We start from the raw sequence: 17,894 nt of genomic DNA on the forward strand, positions 1-17,894 counted from the left end.
AGTAAGAAGGAGAGGAGGGATTTAGTGGTAGAAAACTTAAACAGTTAGCCTACCACTAAAAAATATAATGCTTGATTTTATTTCAAATAATATCTTACGTAATCCATCTATGCTAATTGGATTAATAGCAGCATTTGGTCTTATATTACAGAAAAAGAAAGTATCCGATGTTATAAAGGGGTCGTTACTTGCAGCTTTCGGAATTATAATTATGGAGACTGGAACAGGTATGTTAGTTAGTTCAATAGCACCAATTAATGGAGCTTTCCAGAGCATAAGTGGTGGTGCAGTAACAAAAGGCTTAAGTGATGTTACTTTTACTGCAAGTTATGGTGGAATTATAGGGTTGGCAATGTTTGCAGGTTTAGCTATTCACTTAATAATAGCAAGATTTACTCCTATTAAGACAATCTTCTTAACAGGTCATATGCTTTACTGGTTCCCATTTATATTTGTAGCGTCAGGAGTTGAAGCTGGATTAGATGGTGGAGTATTAATAGCTTTTGCAGCAGTATTATCAGCACTCTATTGGTCAATAATGCCATGGTTATTAAGAAAATATGTATTTGATGTTATAGGAGATGATTCTTTTACACTAGGTCATCCATCTGGCTGTTTAGCACTTATATCAGGATTTGTTGCTAAACTAGTAGGAAATAAAGAAAAATCTACAGAAGATATAAACATACCTCAAAGTTTATCATTTTTTAGAGAAATATCTATAAGTGGTGGAATGGCAGTGTTTTTAATGTTTATAGTTGTTGGGATAGTAATACCAGATGCATTTAAAGATAGTAATGAGTTTATTGGAACGTATGCAATAAAGCAAGGTCTTTCTTTTGGAGCAGGTCTTATAATAATGCTTCATGGGGTAAGAATGTTGATAAATCAAATAATGCCAGCATTCCAAGGTATATCAGAAAAAGTTGTACCAAATGCACTACCTGCTTTTGACTGTCCAATATTATTTAACTATAAGCCAAATGCTGTATTAATAGGATTCTTAGTTGCTATGTTAACATCTACAGCTATGATTTTAATATGTAACTATTTTAATGTATTTGATTTGTTACTTATACCACTTGTTATAACTTCATTCTTTGAGTGTGGAGCAGCAGCAGTAATAGGAGAATCACAAGGTGGTATACGTGGTGCTATAATAGGTACAGCTGTAGCTGCAATATTTATGGTAGTTTTAGTAGGAATATCTGCTGTAATTTACTCAGGAACTATTCAAAACTGGATACTAATATTTGGTGGTAACGACCTTTCACTATTTGGTATAATCAGTAAGCTTATAGGTTCATTATTTGGAGGAATATTATAGATATGGAATTTAAATACATAAATGAGATAAAAAGATTAATTGATATAATAGAAAATGAAGAAAAAGCCAATATGGAAAAAGCAGTACAAATCCTTGTTGAAGCAATAGAAAACAAAAAGGCGATATTTTCATTTGGAGCTTCACACGCAGGAATACTAACAGAAGAATTATTCTATAGAGCAGGTGGCTGTGTTCTTATAAATCCAGTATTTGCAAAGTCTCTAATGTTAGATACAGCACCTATAACTCATACTAGCACGATGGAAAGACTAGAAGGATATGGTACAGCTTTAGCTGATAAGACTCCAATCAAAGAAGGAGATGTAGTTATAGTTCATTCAGTATCTGGCAGAAATCCAGTAAGTATAGAATTTGCTATGGAAGCTAAAGCAAATAAGGCAATAGTAATATGTATAACTAATTTAAGTTACTCAAAAAATGTATCCTCAAGACATTCTTCAGGAAAAAATCTTTATGAAGTATGCGATTTAGTAATAGATAATCATGGTAAAAAGGGAGATGCATGTGTAGAAATAGATGGATTAGATCAAAGAGTTAGTCCAACCTCTACCGTAATAGCTACTACCGTGATGAATTCTATTATAGCTCAAGTTACTCAGGAATTAGTTAATAGAGGGTTAAAGAATCCACCAATTTTCTATAGTGCCAATATGGATGGTGGAGATGAATTAAATAAGAAGATTTTTGATGAGTATAAAGGTGTAATTCACTATGAATACTAAGGTAAAGAAAGTATTTTAATGAACTTTAAAGTATATTAATTATAAATAAGTAGTATCGCTTAAGAGCTGTAGGTAAAAATCTACAGCTCTTATTATTGTGTATTAAAAAGATAATTAATTAATTTTGAAATGGGTGAAAATTAGTTGAGAAATATCAATTAGAAATATTAGAAACGTTGTTATAGAAAAAACTATAATAAAAAAAAGCATATAGAAAAAACTGATTAGACAATAAATACATGCTTTGATAATATTTAAAATGGAATAAAAATATGTAGAATTATAATGAAAAAAGAAAATAATTAAGATGGAGGGAATAAAAGTGGGTATGTTTAAAAAATTGTGTTCACTAGCTATGGTGGCAATTATGACTACAACGCTTATAACAGGGTGTTCAAGTGGTAATGGAAAAGATTCAAAAAAGGATGGCAAAGAAAATTTAGTTCTTTGGATGCCTCCAGTAGAAGATAATATGAAGGAAGTTTGGGACCCTATTTTAGATAAATTTGAGGAAAAAAATAACTGTGAAGTTGATTTGCAGATAATTCCTTGGGATAATTATTCTGAAAAATTTGCAACAGCTATAAGTGCTGGCGAAGGTCCAGATGTAGGATATATGTATGCAGAAATGTATCCACAGTTTATACAAAGTGGGGCAGTAGAAGATTTGACTAACTATGTAACTAAAGAAGATAAAGAACAGTCTATTTATATAAAAACATCTGAAATGATGGGTGGAATGTATGGAATGCCATTCCAAGCAGCAAATCCAGGTGTATTATACTATAATAAGGATATTTTAGAAAAACTAGGAGAAAAACCTCCTAAAACATGGGAAGACTTTAAAAGAATTTGTAAAAAAGCAACACAAGATACTGATGGTGATGGAAAGATAGACCAATGGGGATTAGCTCAAGGTTGGGGAGCTAAAACTTTTGGTAACTTAAACTGGAACTGGTATCCTTATTTATGGCAAGCCGGTGGAGATATATTTAATGATGATTTAAAATCAGTTAAGTTTAATGATAAGAGTGGTTTAGAAGCAGCTAATTTCTTAAAAGAATTACAAGCATATGTGCCTGAAGATTCTTTGTCTAAAGACAGTAATGAAATGATAGAAAGTGTATTTGGACCAGGAAAAGCAGTATTTACAGTAATGTTATCTTCTGCTGCAACAAGTGTATTTGATAAATCATTCCCAGATTTAAATTGGGGATTTGTAACTGGACTAGAGGATAAGAAAGCGGCAACTTTTGGAGCAGTAGACCATTTATCTTTAATGTCATCAGCAAAAAATAAAGAACTTGCATATAAGTTAATACAACATATGTTAAGTGTTGAATCAATGACAGAGTTTCATAAGGCAATACCAAGAGCACCAATAACGAAAGGTGAACCATATCAAGGTGATGAAAGATTCAAAGAAATGGTGGAAAATGACAAAGATGTATATAGACCATTGGTAGTAGGTCCTCATGGAGTTGAAATATATGAATATTTATGGAAAGAACTTCAAACTATGATTTCAGGGGAGAAAACTCCAAAACAAGCGTTAGATGATGCTGCAAAATATTCAAATGATTTATTGGCACAATAAAAGTTTAAAACTGTAATATATAGTAAAGTACTTTACAGATTAAAATTAGCATTGTATTTATAAATACAATGCTAATATTTATATTGGAGAGGATAAAATGGAAAACTTAGTTAGAGAGTTTGAAGAGAATTCAAAGAGGAAAAAAATAAAACTAAATATTAAACCATATATGTATATATTGCCATTAGGAATAATTTTAGTGGCTTTCTATGTGCTACCAATAATAATGTCAATATACTTTAGTTTTACAAAGTATAATATTATTAGTCCAGCTACATTTATAGGTTTAGAAAATTATAAAAAATTATTTACAGATGAAACGCTAAAAGTATCTATTATAAATACTATTAAATTTGCTGTGGTAGTAGTACCTTGCCAAACTATTTTATCATTGATTTTGGCAGTTTGGATTACAGGAAAGGGAAATAGTAAAATAGCCTCATTTGCTAAAGGTGCTATATTTATACCAGTATTATCATCTATGGTTTTGATAGGTATGGTATGGAGAGCTTTATTGAATGGAGAAGGTTCCATTATATATCAGGTATTAGGTGCTTTTGGAATAGAGTCATCTAAGCTTTTAGGAGATAGTAAGACAGCATTACCTACACTTATGTTCATATCTATGTGGAAAAATATAGGATATTTTATGGTAATTTATATTTCAGCTATAATGAATTTACCAAAACACTGCTATGAAGTGGCTAAGGTTGATGGAGCTACAAAATTTCAAGAATTTATGAAAATAACTGTGCCTTTATTGAAACCAACTACAATAATGGTTGTATTCTTAGGGTCAATATGGTCATTACAAGTGTTTGACTTAGTTTATACTGTGACAGGTGGAGGTCCAGGTATATCTACTATGAGTATAGTTATGCACGCATTTAACTTAAACTTTAAAAACTTTAATTCTGGATATGCAATGACTGTAGCAAACGTATTATTTTTGTTAATAGCAGTAGTTTCGATTTTGCAAAACAAACTTGTAAAACGAGACAGTTCAGATTTTTAGAAAGGTAGGTATAATATGAAAACAGCAAAGAAGTTATTGAGTGATGGGTTACTTTTATTTATAGCATGTGCAAGTCTGGTACCTTTTATATACATGTTGATAATATCATTAAAGATAACATACAATTCGTACAGTTTGGATATATCTTTTTCAACAGTAACCCTTCAAAACTATATAGATATATTTACAAAAAAAGGTTTTGCACAATATTTTTTAAATACAGCAATAGTATCTTTTTCAGGTGTGTTGTTAAATTTAGTATTTAGCACATTAGCAGGGTATTCTTTTGCTAAGATGGATTTTAAAGGTAGTGATAAACTATTCTTGTTTATGATAATGACTTTGATTATACCATCTCAAGTTACAATGATACCACTATATATAATAATGAAACATTTAGGATGGATAAATAGTTATCTTGCACTTATTATGCCAATACCAACAGCATTTGGTGTATTTATAATGAGACAAGCTATTTTAGGAGTGCCAAAAGAGCTATTAGAATCAGCAAAAATAGATGGTTGTTCAGACTTTAGAATTTTAATACAAATAGTATTACCTCTAATTAAGCCAGCATTAATTACACTGGCAATATTTACTTTTATGGGAGCATGGAATGAATTTATGTGGCCTCTTATAGCGACAACTAAAGATGCAATGAGGACATTAACTGTTGGATTATCTACTCTTAAGACATTCCAGATAACAAACTATGGACAAATGATGGCAGGCGCCACAATAACATTTTTACCTCCATTTATTTTCTATTTGATTTTACAGAGCAAATTTGTTGAAGGTGTGTCTTTATCTGGCATAAAAGGTTAAATAGTCTAATTTAGTAATATAAAATAAAATTGTATAAATATGGAGGAATTTAAAATATGGAAATTTCATATGTATTGAAAGATTGTACATTTAAACACAATAAATATTCAGTTATAGAATCTGAAACTTGGGAGCATAAGGATTTAAATATTGTAGTAGCTAAAGGCGAAAAATTTGCTTTTCAAATTATGTTAAAAGCAACTGAAGAATTTAATTGTACAATTGATAGAAGCAGCACTATATCATGGAAAGGTCTGGAAAATAGAGTAAGATTGGCATTAAATGTACCTAATAGTTTAGAAAATAATTTTAGTATAAATATATTAGGTTATGTCCAAGATGATACAAAAGCATTTGTAAATGATGCTATTTTAAGGGATAAAGATGTGTTAGTAGAGCAACACTTACCTCAAACATTTTGGATTGAAGGACAAGTACCTGAAGATTTTGCAGAGAATAACTTTAATATAGGTATTGATATATTTAAGAGCTTTGGATATGAAGATGAAGAAAAAGTTTGTACAATAGATGTTCCTATAGAAGTAAAAAATGTTGTATTAAAACCTTTAGATGAAAGTAAATTCTTTTTAGATTTATGGCAACATCCAAGTTGTCTAGCTAGAATGTATAAAGTTGAGTTATGGTCTGATATACATTTTGAAATAATCGATAACTATTTAAAAGAATTAGCATCTTTAGGAGAAAAAGTTGCAACAGTTATAGTTTCAGATTATCCATGGGCAGGACAAAGTTGTTATAAAGTTTATAAAAATCCATCAAACTTATATGAATACAATATGGTAAGTGTCTCAAAAGGTTTAGATGGAAAAATTAAATGTAATTTTAAAAGTATGGACAAGTATATAAGCATAGCTGATAAATACAAAATGGCTCAGGAAATAGATTTATTTGGTCTATTAGGTAATTGGTGTGCTGGTGAGTTTGGAAACCCTATAGAAGGCTATAAGGACCCTATAAGAGTAAGGTATTTTGATGAAAGTGATAAAGTATTTAAATTTATAAATAATATAAATGATTTAAAAGAATATATAGGATTAGTGTTAAATCATTTAATAGAGTGTGGATTATGGGGCAGAGTAAGGATTATAGCTGACGAACCAAATAATCCAGAAGTAGTCAAAGAGTGTATAGAATTTATAAATTCTACTGTAGGTACTCATCAAGTTAAATATAAATCAGCAACTCACGACCAAAACTTTTTAGATAGAGCTAAAGATGAAGTTGATGATATGTCAATAAATTTAAAACTTACTATTCAAAATTACGAAGATATAGAAAATCTAAAGAAAAAAATCAATGATAAGGGTGGAATATTGACTTGGTTTGTGTGCTGTTTTCCAGAAAAACCAAACAGTTTTATAAGTTCTCCTTTTGTGGAAAATAGAATAATAGGATGGTATACTTATTACTTTGGCCTTGATGGATTTTTAAGATGGGATTATAATTTATGGACGGAAGACCCTTGGAAAGATGCAAGTTACAAATTCCCTATTTGGAAAGCTGGAGATATGTTCTTTGTTTATCCTGGAAAAGATTTAAAGCCAGTTAGAAGTGTTAGAATGGAAAATTTAAGGTTTGGGATACAAGATTTTGAGTTATTTACAATTTTAGAAAAAGAAAAGGGAAGAGAGTATATAGAAGTTGAACTTATGCAAGAATTATTAAATAAAAAAGAAAATGCTGAAATTAAAGGTTTTGGAAACATAGAACTAGGCTATTCGCTTGATAATTGTGGATATGATAAAGTTAAAAAACATGTATTAGAGTTATTAGATAGATTATAAAAATATAAGAGAGTGTCTCAAAATGAACTTTTTAGTTCATGAGGCACTTTTTTTGTATGAAATCAAATATATTTTCATCATTTCAATACTGAAAAAAGGCTTATCTCTATTTTGAGAAAGTTATTTTATTTTTTAGTTGTATTCAATATTTATAAAACTATAATCACGATAAAGTTTGTAAATGACAATAATTATATATAACATGATATAATTTAATTTGTTATAATAGGGATTGAATAATATTATATGGAAGATAACATTGTTGGGAGGAGAGTAATATAAAAAGAATAGGTGTTATTATAATGTTTTTTTTAAGCATAGCTTTTATTGGATTTTATTTTGTAATAAGGGGAAACAGTGATACAGTTACGATGCAACGAGGGATAAACATAGGTAATGCACTAGAATCACCTAAAGATTTTCCTTGGGATGTAAAAATGTCAAATAAGTTTTTTGATGACATAAAAGATGCAGGCTTTGACACAGTACGTATACCAGTAAGGTTTTCTGACTATACATCAGATTCCAATGATTTTAAAATAGATGAAGAATTTTTTAAAAAAATTGATGGATACACAAATTATGCATTGGAGAAAGACTTAATAGTTATCTTAGACTTACATCATTTTGAAGAAATTATGAAAGAACCAGGAGTTCATAAAGAGAAGTTTTTAAAAATATGGCAGCAAATAGCTAACAGGTACCAAAAATATGATAAAAAATTGGTATTTGAGCTGTTAAATGAACCTAAAGAAAATTTATCTTCACAGTTATTAAATGAATACATTGAAGAAGCAATAAACATAATTAGAAAAACTAACCCTAAAAGAACACTTATAGTAGGACCATACAATTTCTATCAAATCGATTATTTAAATGAATTAAATATTCCTAAAGATTCTAATATAGTAATTTCTTTTCACTATTATGAACCAAATGATTTTGCGTTTCAAGGGAATGTCTATCATAAGGGATTTGAGCATTTGAGTAATATTACTTGGGAAGGAACAAATGAACAAATGGAGTATCTAAAAAAAAGGTTTGATACTGTGGAAAATTGGGCAAATAAAAATAAAGTGAAAGTATTCTTAGGTGAATTTGGAATAACAAAAGAGGCGCCAGGAGCTTCAAGAAAAGCTTGGATAAAAGCTGTAAGAGAAGAAGCTGAAAAACGAAACTTTTCATGGGCTTATTGGGAACTTGCTTCTGGATTTGGAATATACAATCAGATTGAAGGGACTTGGGATAAGGATATATTAAATGCATTAATAGAATAGAGGTGATTTTATGAAGAAAAATTCAAAAAAGATACTTATAATTTTAACTATTATTACTAATATCATATATATATTATGGAGAATCTTTTATACAGTACCTAAAGAAGAAGGTATATTTGCCTTAGTATGCGCTGTAATACTGCTTTTTGTAGAGATAATAGGAATGATGGAAATGTTTGTACATTATTATGGTATGTCAAATATTGAATATCCTGAAAAACCAATTATAAGTGAAGAACTTTATCCACATGTAGATGTATTCATTGCAACATATAATGAATCTGTTGATTTGGTAAGAAAAACCATAAATGGATGTATTCATATGCAATATCCAGATAAGAAAAAGGTACATATATACGTATGTGATGATGGAAATCGTGAAGAAATGCGTATTCTAGCAGAAAAAATGGGTGTAAATTATATAACTAGAACAGAAAGAGAAGGAGCTAAAGCTGGTAATTTAAATAATGCAATGCAACATACAAACTCTCCTTTGATTGCTACATTTGATGCAGATATGATACCAATGCATGATTTCTTGATTGCCACAGTACCATACTTTTTGAAAAATGAGCAAGCTAAAAAAGATGGGGAAAAAGAGGAGTATGAAAAGGTTGGTTTTGTGCAAACTCCCCAAAGTTTTTATAATCCAGATTTATTCCAATTTAATTTGCACTCTGAAGGAAGAATTCCAAACGAGCAGGATTATTTTTATAGAGATATTCAATTGGCTAGAAACAGGACGAATTCTGTAATTTATGGTGGTAGTAATACAGTTATTTCAAGAGAAGCTCTAAAAGAAGTTGATGGATTTTATACTTATTCTATTACAGAAGATTTTGCAACAGGTATCTTAATTCAAAGTAAAGGATATAGATGCTATGCCATTCCAGAAGTACATGCATCAGGTTTATCTCCTACTGATTTAAAAAGTCTTATTAAGCAACGTGAAAGATGGGCCCGTGGATGTATACAAACTGGTAGACGTCTAAATATTTTGTTTAGGAGAGGTTTAGGATTTTGGCAGAAAATAAGTTATATTTCTTCAATTACTTATTGGTATGCAAGTATAAAACGCTTTGTATATATAATGGCACCTATTTTATTTTCTGTGTTTAATGTAATTGTAGTAAAATGTACATTGCTTCAAGTATTGATATTTTGGCTACCAATGTATATTTTAAGTAGCTTATCTCTTAAAATATTTTCTCAAAATATAAGAAATACTAGATGGACCAATATATATGAAACTATAATGTTTCAGTCTTTGATGCCAGCAGTAATACTTGAAACATTTGCAATATCTAAAAATAAATTTTCAGTAACAAATAAGAATAAATTAGAAGAAAATAAAGTGTATAAATTTTTACAGGGAATACCTTATTTTATTTATATAGTCTTATCTATAATAGGAATTTTAAAAATGTTTATAGCAATATTTAAAATGAGTTCAATGACATATTCAGTTGTGTTATTTTGGTTAATTGGAAACCTTTTTAATCTTGTTATGGCTACATTATTTATATCAGGAAGACAACAATTAAGAAAGTCTGAGCGTTATATTGCTGAAATTGATTTTAAGCTAAAACAAAACTCTTATGTTATTTCTTCAAAAACAATTGACATATCAGAAAATGGATTTGCGTTTTTGTTAGAAAATCCAGAATATATTTTTCCAGAAGAAGAGTTTGAGGTAGAGTTTAGAGAAAAATCGGGAAATGAAATGTATATAGCTAGTATGAAGGCAAAGATTGTTAATGTTGTGGAAGTGAATTCAAAATGGAAGTATGCAGCTTATATTACACATATTGAAGATAGTGAAATAGATAGCTGGATGTGTATTGTTCATGATAGAATACCTACTTTACCAATGACAATATCTAATCAACTAGGTTTTTTTGATGATTTACAAATTAATGTGAAAAAACGTATTGAAAAAACTAGAACATTATCGCGAAGAAGTCCAAGAATCAATATGAATTTTCATATGGATATAAAAAATATAGGTAAATTAAGAATAGTAAATTTTAATTATCGATATGTACTATTAAATTTTGAGAATAAAAATATTCATCCTAAGGAAATTGAGTTGGAAATTAATGAAAATATTGTGTTAGAATGTGATTTATGTGAGGGGAAAATTGATGAAAGAGGTATTTTATATAAAGTGAATAATATTAATGGCATAATGCAAAATTTCTTTTTAAGAGATGAAATGATGTATTGGATATTACAGAATAAGACAATTATTGTTTCAAAACCTAGTGAAAAGAAAGAAAAAAGTACAGATGAGTTTGAGCCAATGGAATATATTTAGGAGAGATGAAATGAAGACTTTACAAGTGTTTTTTTGTTCTGTAAAATATCTTATTTTTGTGTTTATTTTTTTAATAAATGCTACTTTTATAAGTTCAGCAACAAGTGACAAAACCTTAGATTTATCTTTTAAAAAGATAGAGAATAACCTAAGTTCTAAAATTGCACACGAAGATACAAGTATAAAAATAGAAACAGATAGTTCTAAAAGTGATAAGGAACGTTACTTATATATTTACCAAAATGTGAAAGAAAATTGGAGTATGTACCATAATTTTTATATTGAGATTCAAAATAAAAATAAAAGCTCTCAGAGAGTAAATTTAAGTATACAAAGTAAGAATATGCTTGAATTTAGGTTAAAAGAAGGCAGTGAAATATTTTTTGAAGATAAAAATATAATATATTCAGATAAAATAAAAGATGGATGTATAGAAGTACCAGGTAAATTTGAGGGCAAAATTTATGTGAATTTTAATAATCTTATAAATGAGAAAAGTAATGTGGTGCTGGACTCGAATATGCTTTCAAATATTGTTAGTTGGGGAATTACGTTTATTCCGTCTGATGAAGAACATAATGTTGTTACTATAAAAAAGATGTCTTTATTGGCTGGGGATAAATTAGAATCTTTGCATAATATTAAAATAACTGGCGATGAAGAAGTACAAATACCAGTATTGGGTCAAAGTATAAGTCAATATGATGTATTAGGTCTTGAAAGTAATTCCAAAATTAAGTATTCTCTTATGGGAAAACAAGATAATGTAAGTATATCTCAAAAAGGTAAATTAACATTAAGTAATAAAGCCAAACCTGGGCAAATCATTCTACAAGTTAATGTTGATGATAAGTTCAAAATTGGAAAGAAAATAACATTGACTGAATCTTGGAGTATTAATAAAAAAGATAAGGATGGTGTTCCATATACATTAGTATCTCCTGAGCAATCACCAACAGTACAAGATATGAAAAAAATAAATTTTATGAATAATATCATAACATTTATTCGAATTTTATTTATATCTCTAGTAATAATATGCTTTGGAATATATTTGTATTGGAAAAAATACTCAAAAACTAAGTAAAGAGAGGAGGTTAGATTGTGTTATTTTCAAGCTTAATTTTTTTATTTTATTTTTTACCAATAACTTTGGTATTGTATTATATATTTAGGTTTAATCGAACGATACAGAATATGATATTGCTAGCTGTTAGCTTATTTTTTTATGCTTGGGGAGAACCAAAATTTGTTGTTATTATGATAGCTTCCATAATAATGAACTATATATTTGGTTTACTAGTAGATAGATATAGGGAAAGTAAAATAAAAGTAAAAATTTTTTTAGTTTTGATGTGTGCATATAATATAGGCATTTTATTTATATTTAAATATCTAGCTTTTGCACTAAGAAATATTAGCGAACTTATTAGCACTGAATTGACTATACCTAGTATTGTTTTACCTATAGGAATTTCATTTTTTACATTTCAAGGAATGTCTTACGTTATAGATGTATATCGTAGACACGGAGAAGTTCAAAAAAATCCTTTTTATGTGGGACTATATATAGCATTTTTCCCACAATTAATAGCAGGTCCTATAGTTAGATATGAAAGTGTGGCAGAACAAATTCTCAATAGAAAAGAAAATTGGAATAAATTTTCCGTTGGGACTTGTAGGTTTATAACAGGTTTAGGCAAAAAAGTATTAATTTCAAATAATATGGCTATAGTAGCAGACTACATTTATACTATGAATAGTCAAGGAGAAATAGCTGCATCACTTGCATGGCTTGGTTCGATAGCTTATACTCTGCAAATATTCTTTGATTTTTCTGCTTATTCAGATATGGCTATAGGCTTAGGTCTTATGTTTGGTTTTAAATTTGAAGAGAACTTTAATTATCCATATATATCAAAGTCAATTACTGAATTTTGGAGAAGATGGCATATTTCTTTGGGAATGTGGTTTAAGAGTTATATATACTTTCCGCTTGGAGGTTCTAGAGTAGCAAATAAAGATATTATGATTAGAAATATGTTTATAGTGTGGTTATTTACTGGAATATGGCATGGAGCAGAGTGGACATTTGTAATTTGGGGAATTTTAAACTTTGTTTTCTTGATTATAGAGCGATTTATAATGTTTGAAAAGATTGAAAATCACAATTTTATAAAACATATTTATACTTTATTAGTAGTTAATTTTGGGTGGGTATTGTTTAGGTCACCTAATTTAAAAGAAGCATATAATTATTTCAAAGCTATGTTTGGAGGCAATGGAGTTATATGGAGTGATTATACATATATGTTTTTAAAAGAATACTGGATTTTCTTTATATTTGCGTTTATTTTTAGTGTACCTATTGCGAAGAAAATCAATAAGTTTGTAGTTGAACAAGCTAAATGTAGTATGATATTTAATGTATTTTATCCAATCTCAGCTATTTTATTGTTCTTTATTTCTGTGACATATTTAGTAACTGGAAGCTATAATCCATTTATTTATTTTAATTTTTAGTTGGGGAGGAAAAGTATGAATAGATTTTTTAAAGTAAGATTAATAACTGCAATTATGTTCTTAATTGTTTTATTCACTTTCTCTATCTTTAATATTTGTTATTCTGGAAAAGATATGATGCAGGAAATAAAAAATTCAGTTGCTGAAAAAAGTAGTTTAAAAGATACAATATCATCTATTGATAATACAGTAAATGATAAAGTAATATATAAAAATACATTTATTGAAACTTATGGATATTTACAAAAGTTGATGGGCAAAAATGAGTTTTCAAAATTTAGTGTTGTAAAAGATACTTCTGGAAAGATGCATTATACGTATTTTGCCAAAGCTCCAAATCCAGTTGGTGTGATAGCAGATAGGGTAAGAAAATTTTCTAAGGAAATGGAAAAACAAAATACTAAATTGGTTTACTTAATGACTCCAGATAAGTATATAAAAGGAGTGACAAAATTTCCAAAAGGGATACCTTATTCTTATAGTAATGAGACAGCAGATAATTTTCTAAATCAACTAAAAAAGTACAATGTTGACTATATTGATTTTAGGGAAAATATTTTAAAAAGTGGTATTCCAAAAGATGATTTGTTTTTTAAAACAGACCATCACTGGAGAGTAGAAACTTCTTTTTGGGCATTTGGAGAACTAGTTGAGCAACTTAATAAGAAATACAGTATAAATTTAGATGAGAATTACTACTATAGAGATAAGAAAAATTATAATTCAATTGTATATCCTAAGTCATTTCTTGGTTCTATGGGAAGAAAGACTGGTATTTTATATGGTGGTATAGATGACTTTACATTAATTTATCCTAAGTTTAAGACTAATTATACTTATTATACAGATTCTAAATCTCAAAAATTTGAGTTAAAAGGAAGATTTGAAGAGAGCTTGATATTATCATATCCTTTTAATGCAGACCTTAATTTAATGGATGGACAATCGGATAAGTATTTTACATACTTATTGGGGAATAGACCATTAGTTAAAATAAAAAATATAGAAAATCCAGAAGGATTAAAAGTTCTATTTGTTAAAGACTCTTTAATTGTACCAACAGCAGCATTCTTTTCCTCTGTTTGTTCAACTATAGATATGATAGACCCTAGATATTATGACGGAGACATACTAGAATATGCAAAGTCTCAGGATTATGACTTTGTTTTTATATCTGTCTATCCTCAAAATCTTACAAAAGAATTTTTCCCGTTTTGTGAGTAAATTTATAAAGCAATTTTCTGATAAAATAAAAAATAAATGGCTAACTGTTTAAAAGTTAGCCATTTATTTTGATAATTATTTTAAGAAATATTTTTCTTACTAAATACTTCTTTATCTACTTTTCCAAGTGATTTTCCTACAGTAATTGATGATACCATAGCACCATTAACATTTATCATTGTGCGTCCCATATCTAGTATAGGGTCTATTGCAAGTATACCACCAACTAATGGAAAATAAGAACCAAGACCAACTCCAGAGATAACAACGGAAACGGCCATTGTAGCAGTTCCTGGAAGTCCTGCTATTCCAAATGAACTAATTGTTATAACAATTAACAACATAACATAAAAACTCATATCCATGTTTACTCCAGCCATATTAGCAAGAGTTACAGCCATTAAAGCAGGATATATACCTGCACAACCATTCATACCCATATTTGCACCCAAACTTGCTGTAAAGCTTGATACACCCTCATCAACTCCATGATTTTGTACTAGGCTTTCTATCGTTACAGGTAATGTTCCTAAACTAGAACGTGAAGTAAATGCCAAAAGTAAAGCTTCAGTTGAATTTTTTATATAAGTAATGGGATTTAGACCATTTAAAGTTATAAAAATTAAATGTATAATAAATAATATTGCAACTGATATATAAAGAGCTAATATAAAATATAAAACAGAGACTATTGAGCTAATACCTTGGGAAGTTATTGTATTTGCAAGCAGAGCAACTACAGCATAAGGCATAAATTTGATAACAGTCATAGATACACTTACAATTATCTTGTAAGATGCTTCTATAAAATCTATAAATGGCTTTATTGTGTCAAAATGTTTTTTACTTAGTCTTTTTATTGAGGTAGCTATAAATGTAGCAAATATTATTGTAGCCACAATATTTCCATTTGCCATAGCCATTACAGGATTAGATGGCAGTAATCCTCTTAAAGTATCTACAAGAGAATTTATTTCTTTAAGTTCCTGATTTCCACCTAAAGCAGGTAGATTAACTCCTACACCTAACTTCATTATATTTGCAACGACAATTCCAACAATTGCAGCTATAGCAGTAGTAGCAAGAAGCATCCCTAAAGACTTAAAAGTCAGAGTTCCAAGATTGTTATCTTTCATATTTATAATTACTTTTATAATGGATAAGAAAACTAAAGGTACTACTAACATTTTTAATAAGTCCATAAATCCAGAACCAAATAGGCTATACCATTTACTTACTTCTTGTAGCCAAGTGACTTGAGTGGTATCATTAGGAAAACCAGCAGAAGCTTGGATTATAATTCCCAATATGAGTCCTAGTATTGTAGCATATATTGTTCTCAATGAAAATTTGATTTTTTTCTTTTCAAATTGTCTAACAATAAAAAATGTACTTAGAAGTAAGGCTATGAAGAAAATCGTTTTAAAATCTGTAATCATAAGAAATTGTGATAAAAATGAACTTTCCAATATTTTTTCTCCTTTATTTAAAAATAAATTTTTCTAAGTTTAAATGATATCAATATATTAAAAAAATGTCAATATTATATCACAATTTACTTAAATAGAGTAAGAAGATTTAAATTTTAAAAATGTGATTAAATACGTAGAAATAGGGTATAATATATGTTTAAAGAATTTGAACTAGGGTAAGAAAGGATAAAATGGCTTTTATAAGATTTGATTTCAAATAAAAAAATGTTAAATAAATAACGTAAAATTATTATAAAAAATGTTTACATAGAATATATATCAAATGAAAAGCTTAAAATAAGTAAAGAAATTAATTAGACATCGAAGGAGAGATAAAATGAGAGTAGTAATAATCGGTGGTGTTGCAGCTGGTATGAGTGCTGCAGCAAAATTAAAAAGAATAAAACCTGAGTATGAAGTTGTTGTTTATGAAAAAACAGAGATAGTATCTTTTGGTGCTTGTGGATTGCCATACTTTGTTGGTGGATTTTTTGATGATGCTGATGACCTATTAGCAAGAACACCTGAAAAACTTAGAGAAGCTGGGATTGATTTAAATATATTTAGAGAAGTCGTTGAAGTTGACAGTGAATCTAAGAAAATAAAAGTAAAAAACGTAAAAACAGATGAAATATATGAAGACTACTATGATAAATTGATGATAGCCACTGGAGCAAGAAGTATTATGCCTCCTATAAAAAACATAAAATTGAAGAATGTTTCTACATTAAAAAGTTTATATGATGGAGAATATCTAAAAAAACTTTTAAGTAATGAAGAAAATAAAAGAATTACGATAATAGGAGCTGGTTTTATAGGACTAGAAGCAGTTGAGGCATGTAAGAAATTAGGCAAAGATGTAGATGTAATTCAATTGGAAGATAGAATATTACCACAAGTATTTGACAAGGAAATTACAGATGTATTAGAAGAAGAAATAAATAGACATAATGTCAATTTGCACTTGGATGAAATGGTTGTAGAACTGTATGGAGAAGATAAAGTAGAAAAAGTTATAACAAACAAAGGGGAAATAGATACAGATGTAGTAATAATTGCTACTGGTGTGAGACCTAATACAGAGTTTTTGTCAAATACTAATATAAAAATGCTAAAAAATGGAGCTATAGTAGTTGATGAGTATGGAAGAACTTCTGTAGAAGATATATACTCTGCTGGAGATTGTGCAACTATAAAGAACATAGTAAGTAATGAAAATGTATATGTTCCTTTAGCTACTGGAGCTAATAAATTGGGTAGGATAGTAGGAGAGAACCTAGCAGGAAAAGAAGTTTCTTATCAAGGTTCATTATCTTCAAGTTGTATAAAGATTATGGATATGGAAGCAGCATCAACTGGAATTACAGAAAGACAAGCTAAAGATTTAGGTATAAATGTTAAATCTAAATTTATTTCTGACTATAATCAAACTCACTATTATCCAGGTAGAAATAAAATACATGTAAAGCTTGTTTATGATGCAGATACAAAAGTTATTTTAGGTGGACAAGTGGCAGGGTTTAAGGATGCTGTCCAAAGAGCAAATGTATTGGCAGCTGCTATCTTTGGAAAAATGACTACAAATCAACTTGGAATGTTAGATTTGTGTTATGCTCCACCATTTGCAAGAACATGGGATGTTTTAAATGTAGCTGGAAATGTATCTAAATAATAGTATCTAGATTATAGTTAATATAGTTGACAGGTAATTAAAGGAATGAATTTACCGAAAATATTTTTATCAAGGTAAAATTCATTCCTAAATTTTT

13 protein-coding genes are annotated in these 17,894 nt (G+C 28.8%); 12 read left to right on the plus strand and 1 reads right to left on the minus strand.

What is annotated here, in order from left to right:
- Positions 1-67 precede the first annotated feature (67 nt).
- The 11 genes from KGF42_RS04855 to KGF42_RS04905 all read left to right on the plus strand — a co-directional run bounded on the left by KGF42_RS04855 (position 68) and on the right by KGF42_RS04905 (position 14,653).
- Complete coding sequence (locus tag KGF42_RS04855) at positions 68-1,327, plus strand: PTS ascorbate transporter subunit IIC (RefSeq protein ID WP_054274543.1); 1,260 nt, start codon at positions 68-70, stop codon at positions 1,325-1,327.
- 2 nt (positions 1,328-1,329) lie between these two features.
- A complete protein-coding gene (locus KGF42_RS04860) occupies positions 1,330-2,070 on the plus strand; it encodes an SIS domain-containing protein (RefSeq protein WP_227822874.1) in 741 nt (246 codons plus the stop codon).
- Between the two features lie 307 nt (positions 2,071-2,377).
- Positions 2,378-3,667, plus strand: a complete 1,290-nt coding sequence (locus tag KGF42_RS04865; RefSeq protein WP_311315303.1) for a sugar ABC transporter substrate-binding protein — start codon at positions 2,378-2,380, stop codon at positions 3,665-3,667.
- 97 nt (positions 3,668-3,764) lie between these two features.
- On the plus strand, positions 3,765-4,682 hold the full coding sequence (locus KGF42_RS04870; protein ID WP_054274540.1) for a carbohydrate ABC transporter permease: 918 nt from the start codon (positions 3,765-3,767) through the stop codon (positions 4,680-4,682).
- 15 nt (positions 4,683-4,697) lie between these two features.
- A complete protein-coding gene (locus tag KGF42_RS04875; RefSeq protein WP_107595451.1) occupies positions 4,698-5,507 on the plus strand; it encodes a carbohydrate ABC transporter permease in 810 nt (269 codons plus the stop codon).
- Between the two features lie 56 nt (positions 5,508-5,563).
- A complete protein-coding gene (locus KGF42_RS04880; RefSeq protein WP_227822876.1) occupies positions 5,564-7,312 on the plus strand; it encodes a DUF4091 domain-containing protein in 1,749 nt (582 codons plus the stop codon).
- 302 nt (positions 7,313-7,614) lie between these two features.
- The gene (locus KGF42_RS04885; RefSeq protein ID WP_227821109.1) at positions 7,615-8,589 is read left to right on the plus strand and encodes a glycoside hydrolase family 5 protein; all 975 of its coding nucleotides are present in this window, start codon (positions 7,615-7,617) and stop codon (positions 8,587-8,589) included.
- Positions 8,590-8,599: 10 nt separating this feature from the next.
- Positions 8,600-10,906, plus strand: a complete 2,307-nt coding sequence (locus KGF42_RS04890) for a glycosyltransferase (RefSeq protein WP_227821108.1) — start codon at positions 8,600-8,602, stop codon at positions 10,904-10,906.
- Positions 10,907-10,916: 10 nt separating this feature from the next.
- Positions 10,917-11,993 carry a hypothetical protein gene (locus KGF42_RS04895; RefSeq protein WP_227821107.1) on the plus strand — a complete coding sequence of 359 codons (1,077 nt, stop codon included), beginning with the start codon at positions 10,917-10,919 and terminating at the stop codon, positions 11,991-11,993.
- A 17-nt stretch (positions 11,994-12,010) separates the two neighbouring features.
- Positions 12,011-13,429: an MBOAT family O-acyltransferase gene (locus KGF42_RS04900; RefSeq protein WP_227825890.1), complete on the plus strand. Its 1,419-nt coding sequence runs from the start codon at positions 12,011-12,013 to the stop codon at positions 13,427-13,429.
- A gap of 15 nt (positions 13,430-13,444) precedes the next feature.
- Positions 13,445-14,653, plus strand: a complete 1,209-nt coding sequence (locus KGF42_RS04905) for an alginate O-acetyltransferase AlgX-related protein (RefSeq protein WP_107595446.1) — start codon at positions 13,445-13,447, stop codon at positions 14,651-14,653.
- A gap of 80 nt (positions 14,654-14,733) precedes the next feature.
- Here the strand turns inward: KGF42_RS04905 and KGF42_RS04910 are convergent, their stop codons facing one another.
- Positions 14,734-16,122, minus strand: coding sequence for a cation:dicarboxylate symporter family transporter (locus KGF42_RS04910; RefSeq protein ID WP_227825891.1), 1,389 nt, complete (start codon positions 16,120-16,122; stop codon positions 14,734-14,736).
- Positions 16,123-16,462: 340 nt separating this feature from the next.
- On the opposite strand from KGF42_RS04910, the gene KGF42_RS04915 reads away from it, so the two are divergent.
- Positions 16,463-17,797, plus strand: a complete 1,335-nt coding sequence (locus KGF42_RS04915) for a CoA-disulfide reductase (protein WP_227825892.1) — start codon at positions 16,463-16,465, stop codon at positions 17,795-17,797.
- Positions 17,798-17,894: the final 97 nt, after the last annotated feature.

This window comes from Clostridioides sp. ZZV15-6383, assembly GCF_020657735.1.
Classification (GTDB): Bacteria; Bacillota; Clostridia; order Peptostreptococcales; family Peptostreptococcaceae; genus Clostridioides; species Clostridioides difficile_D.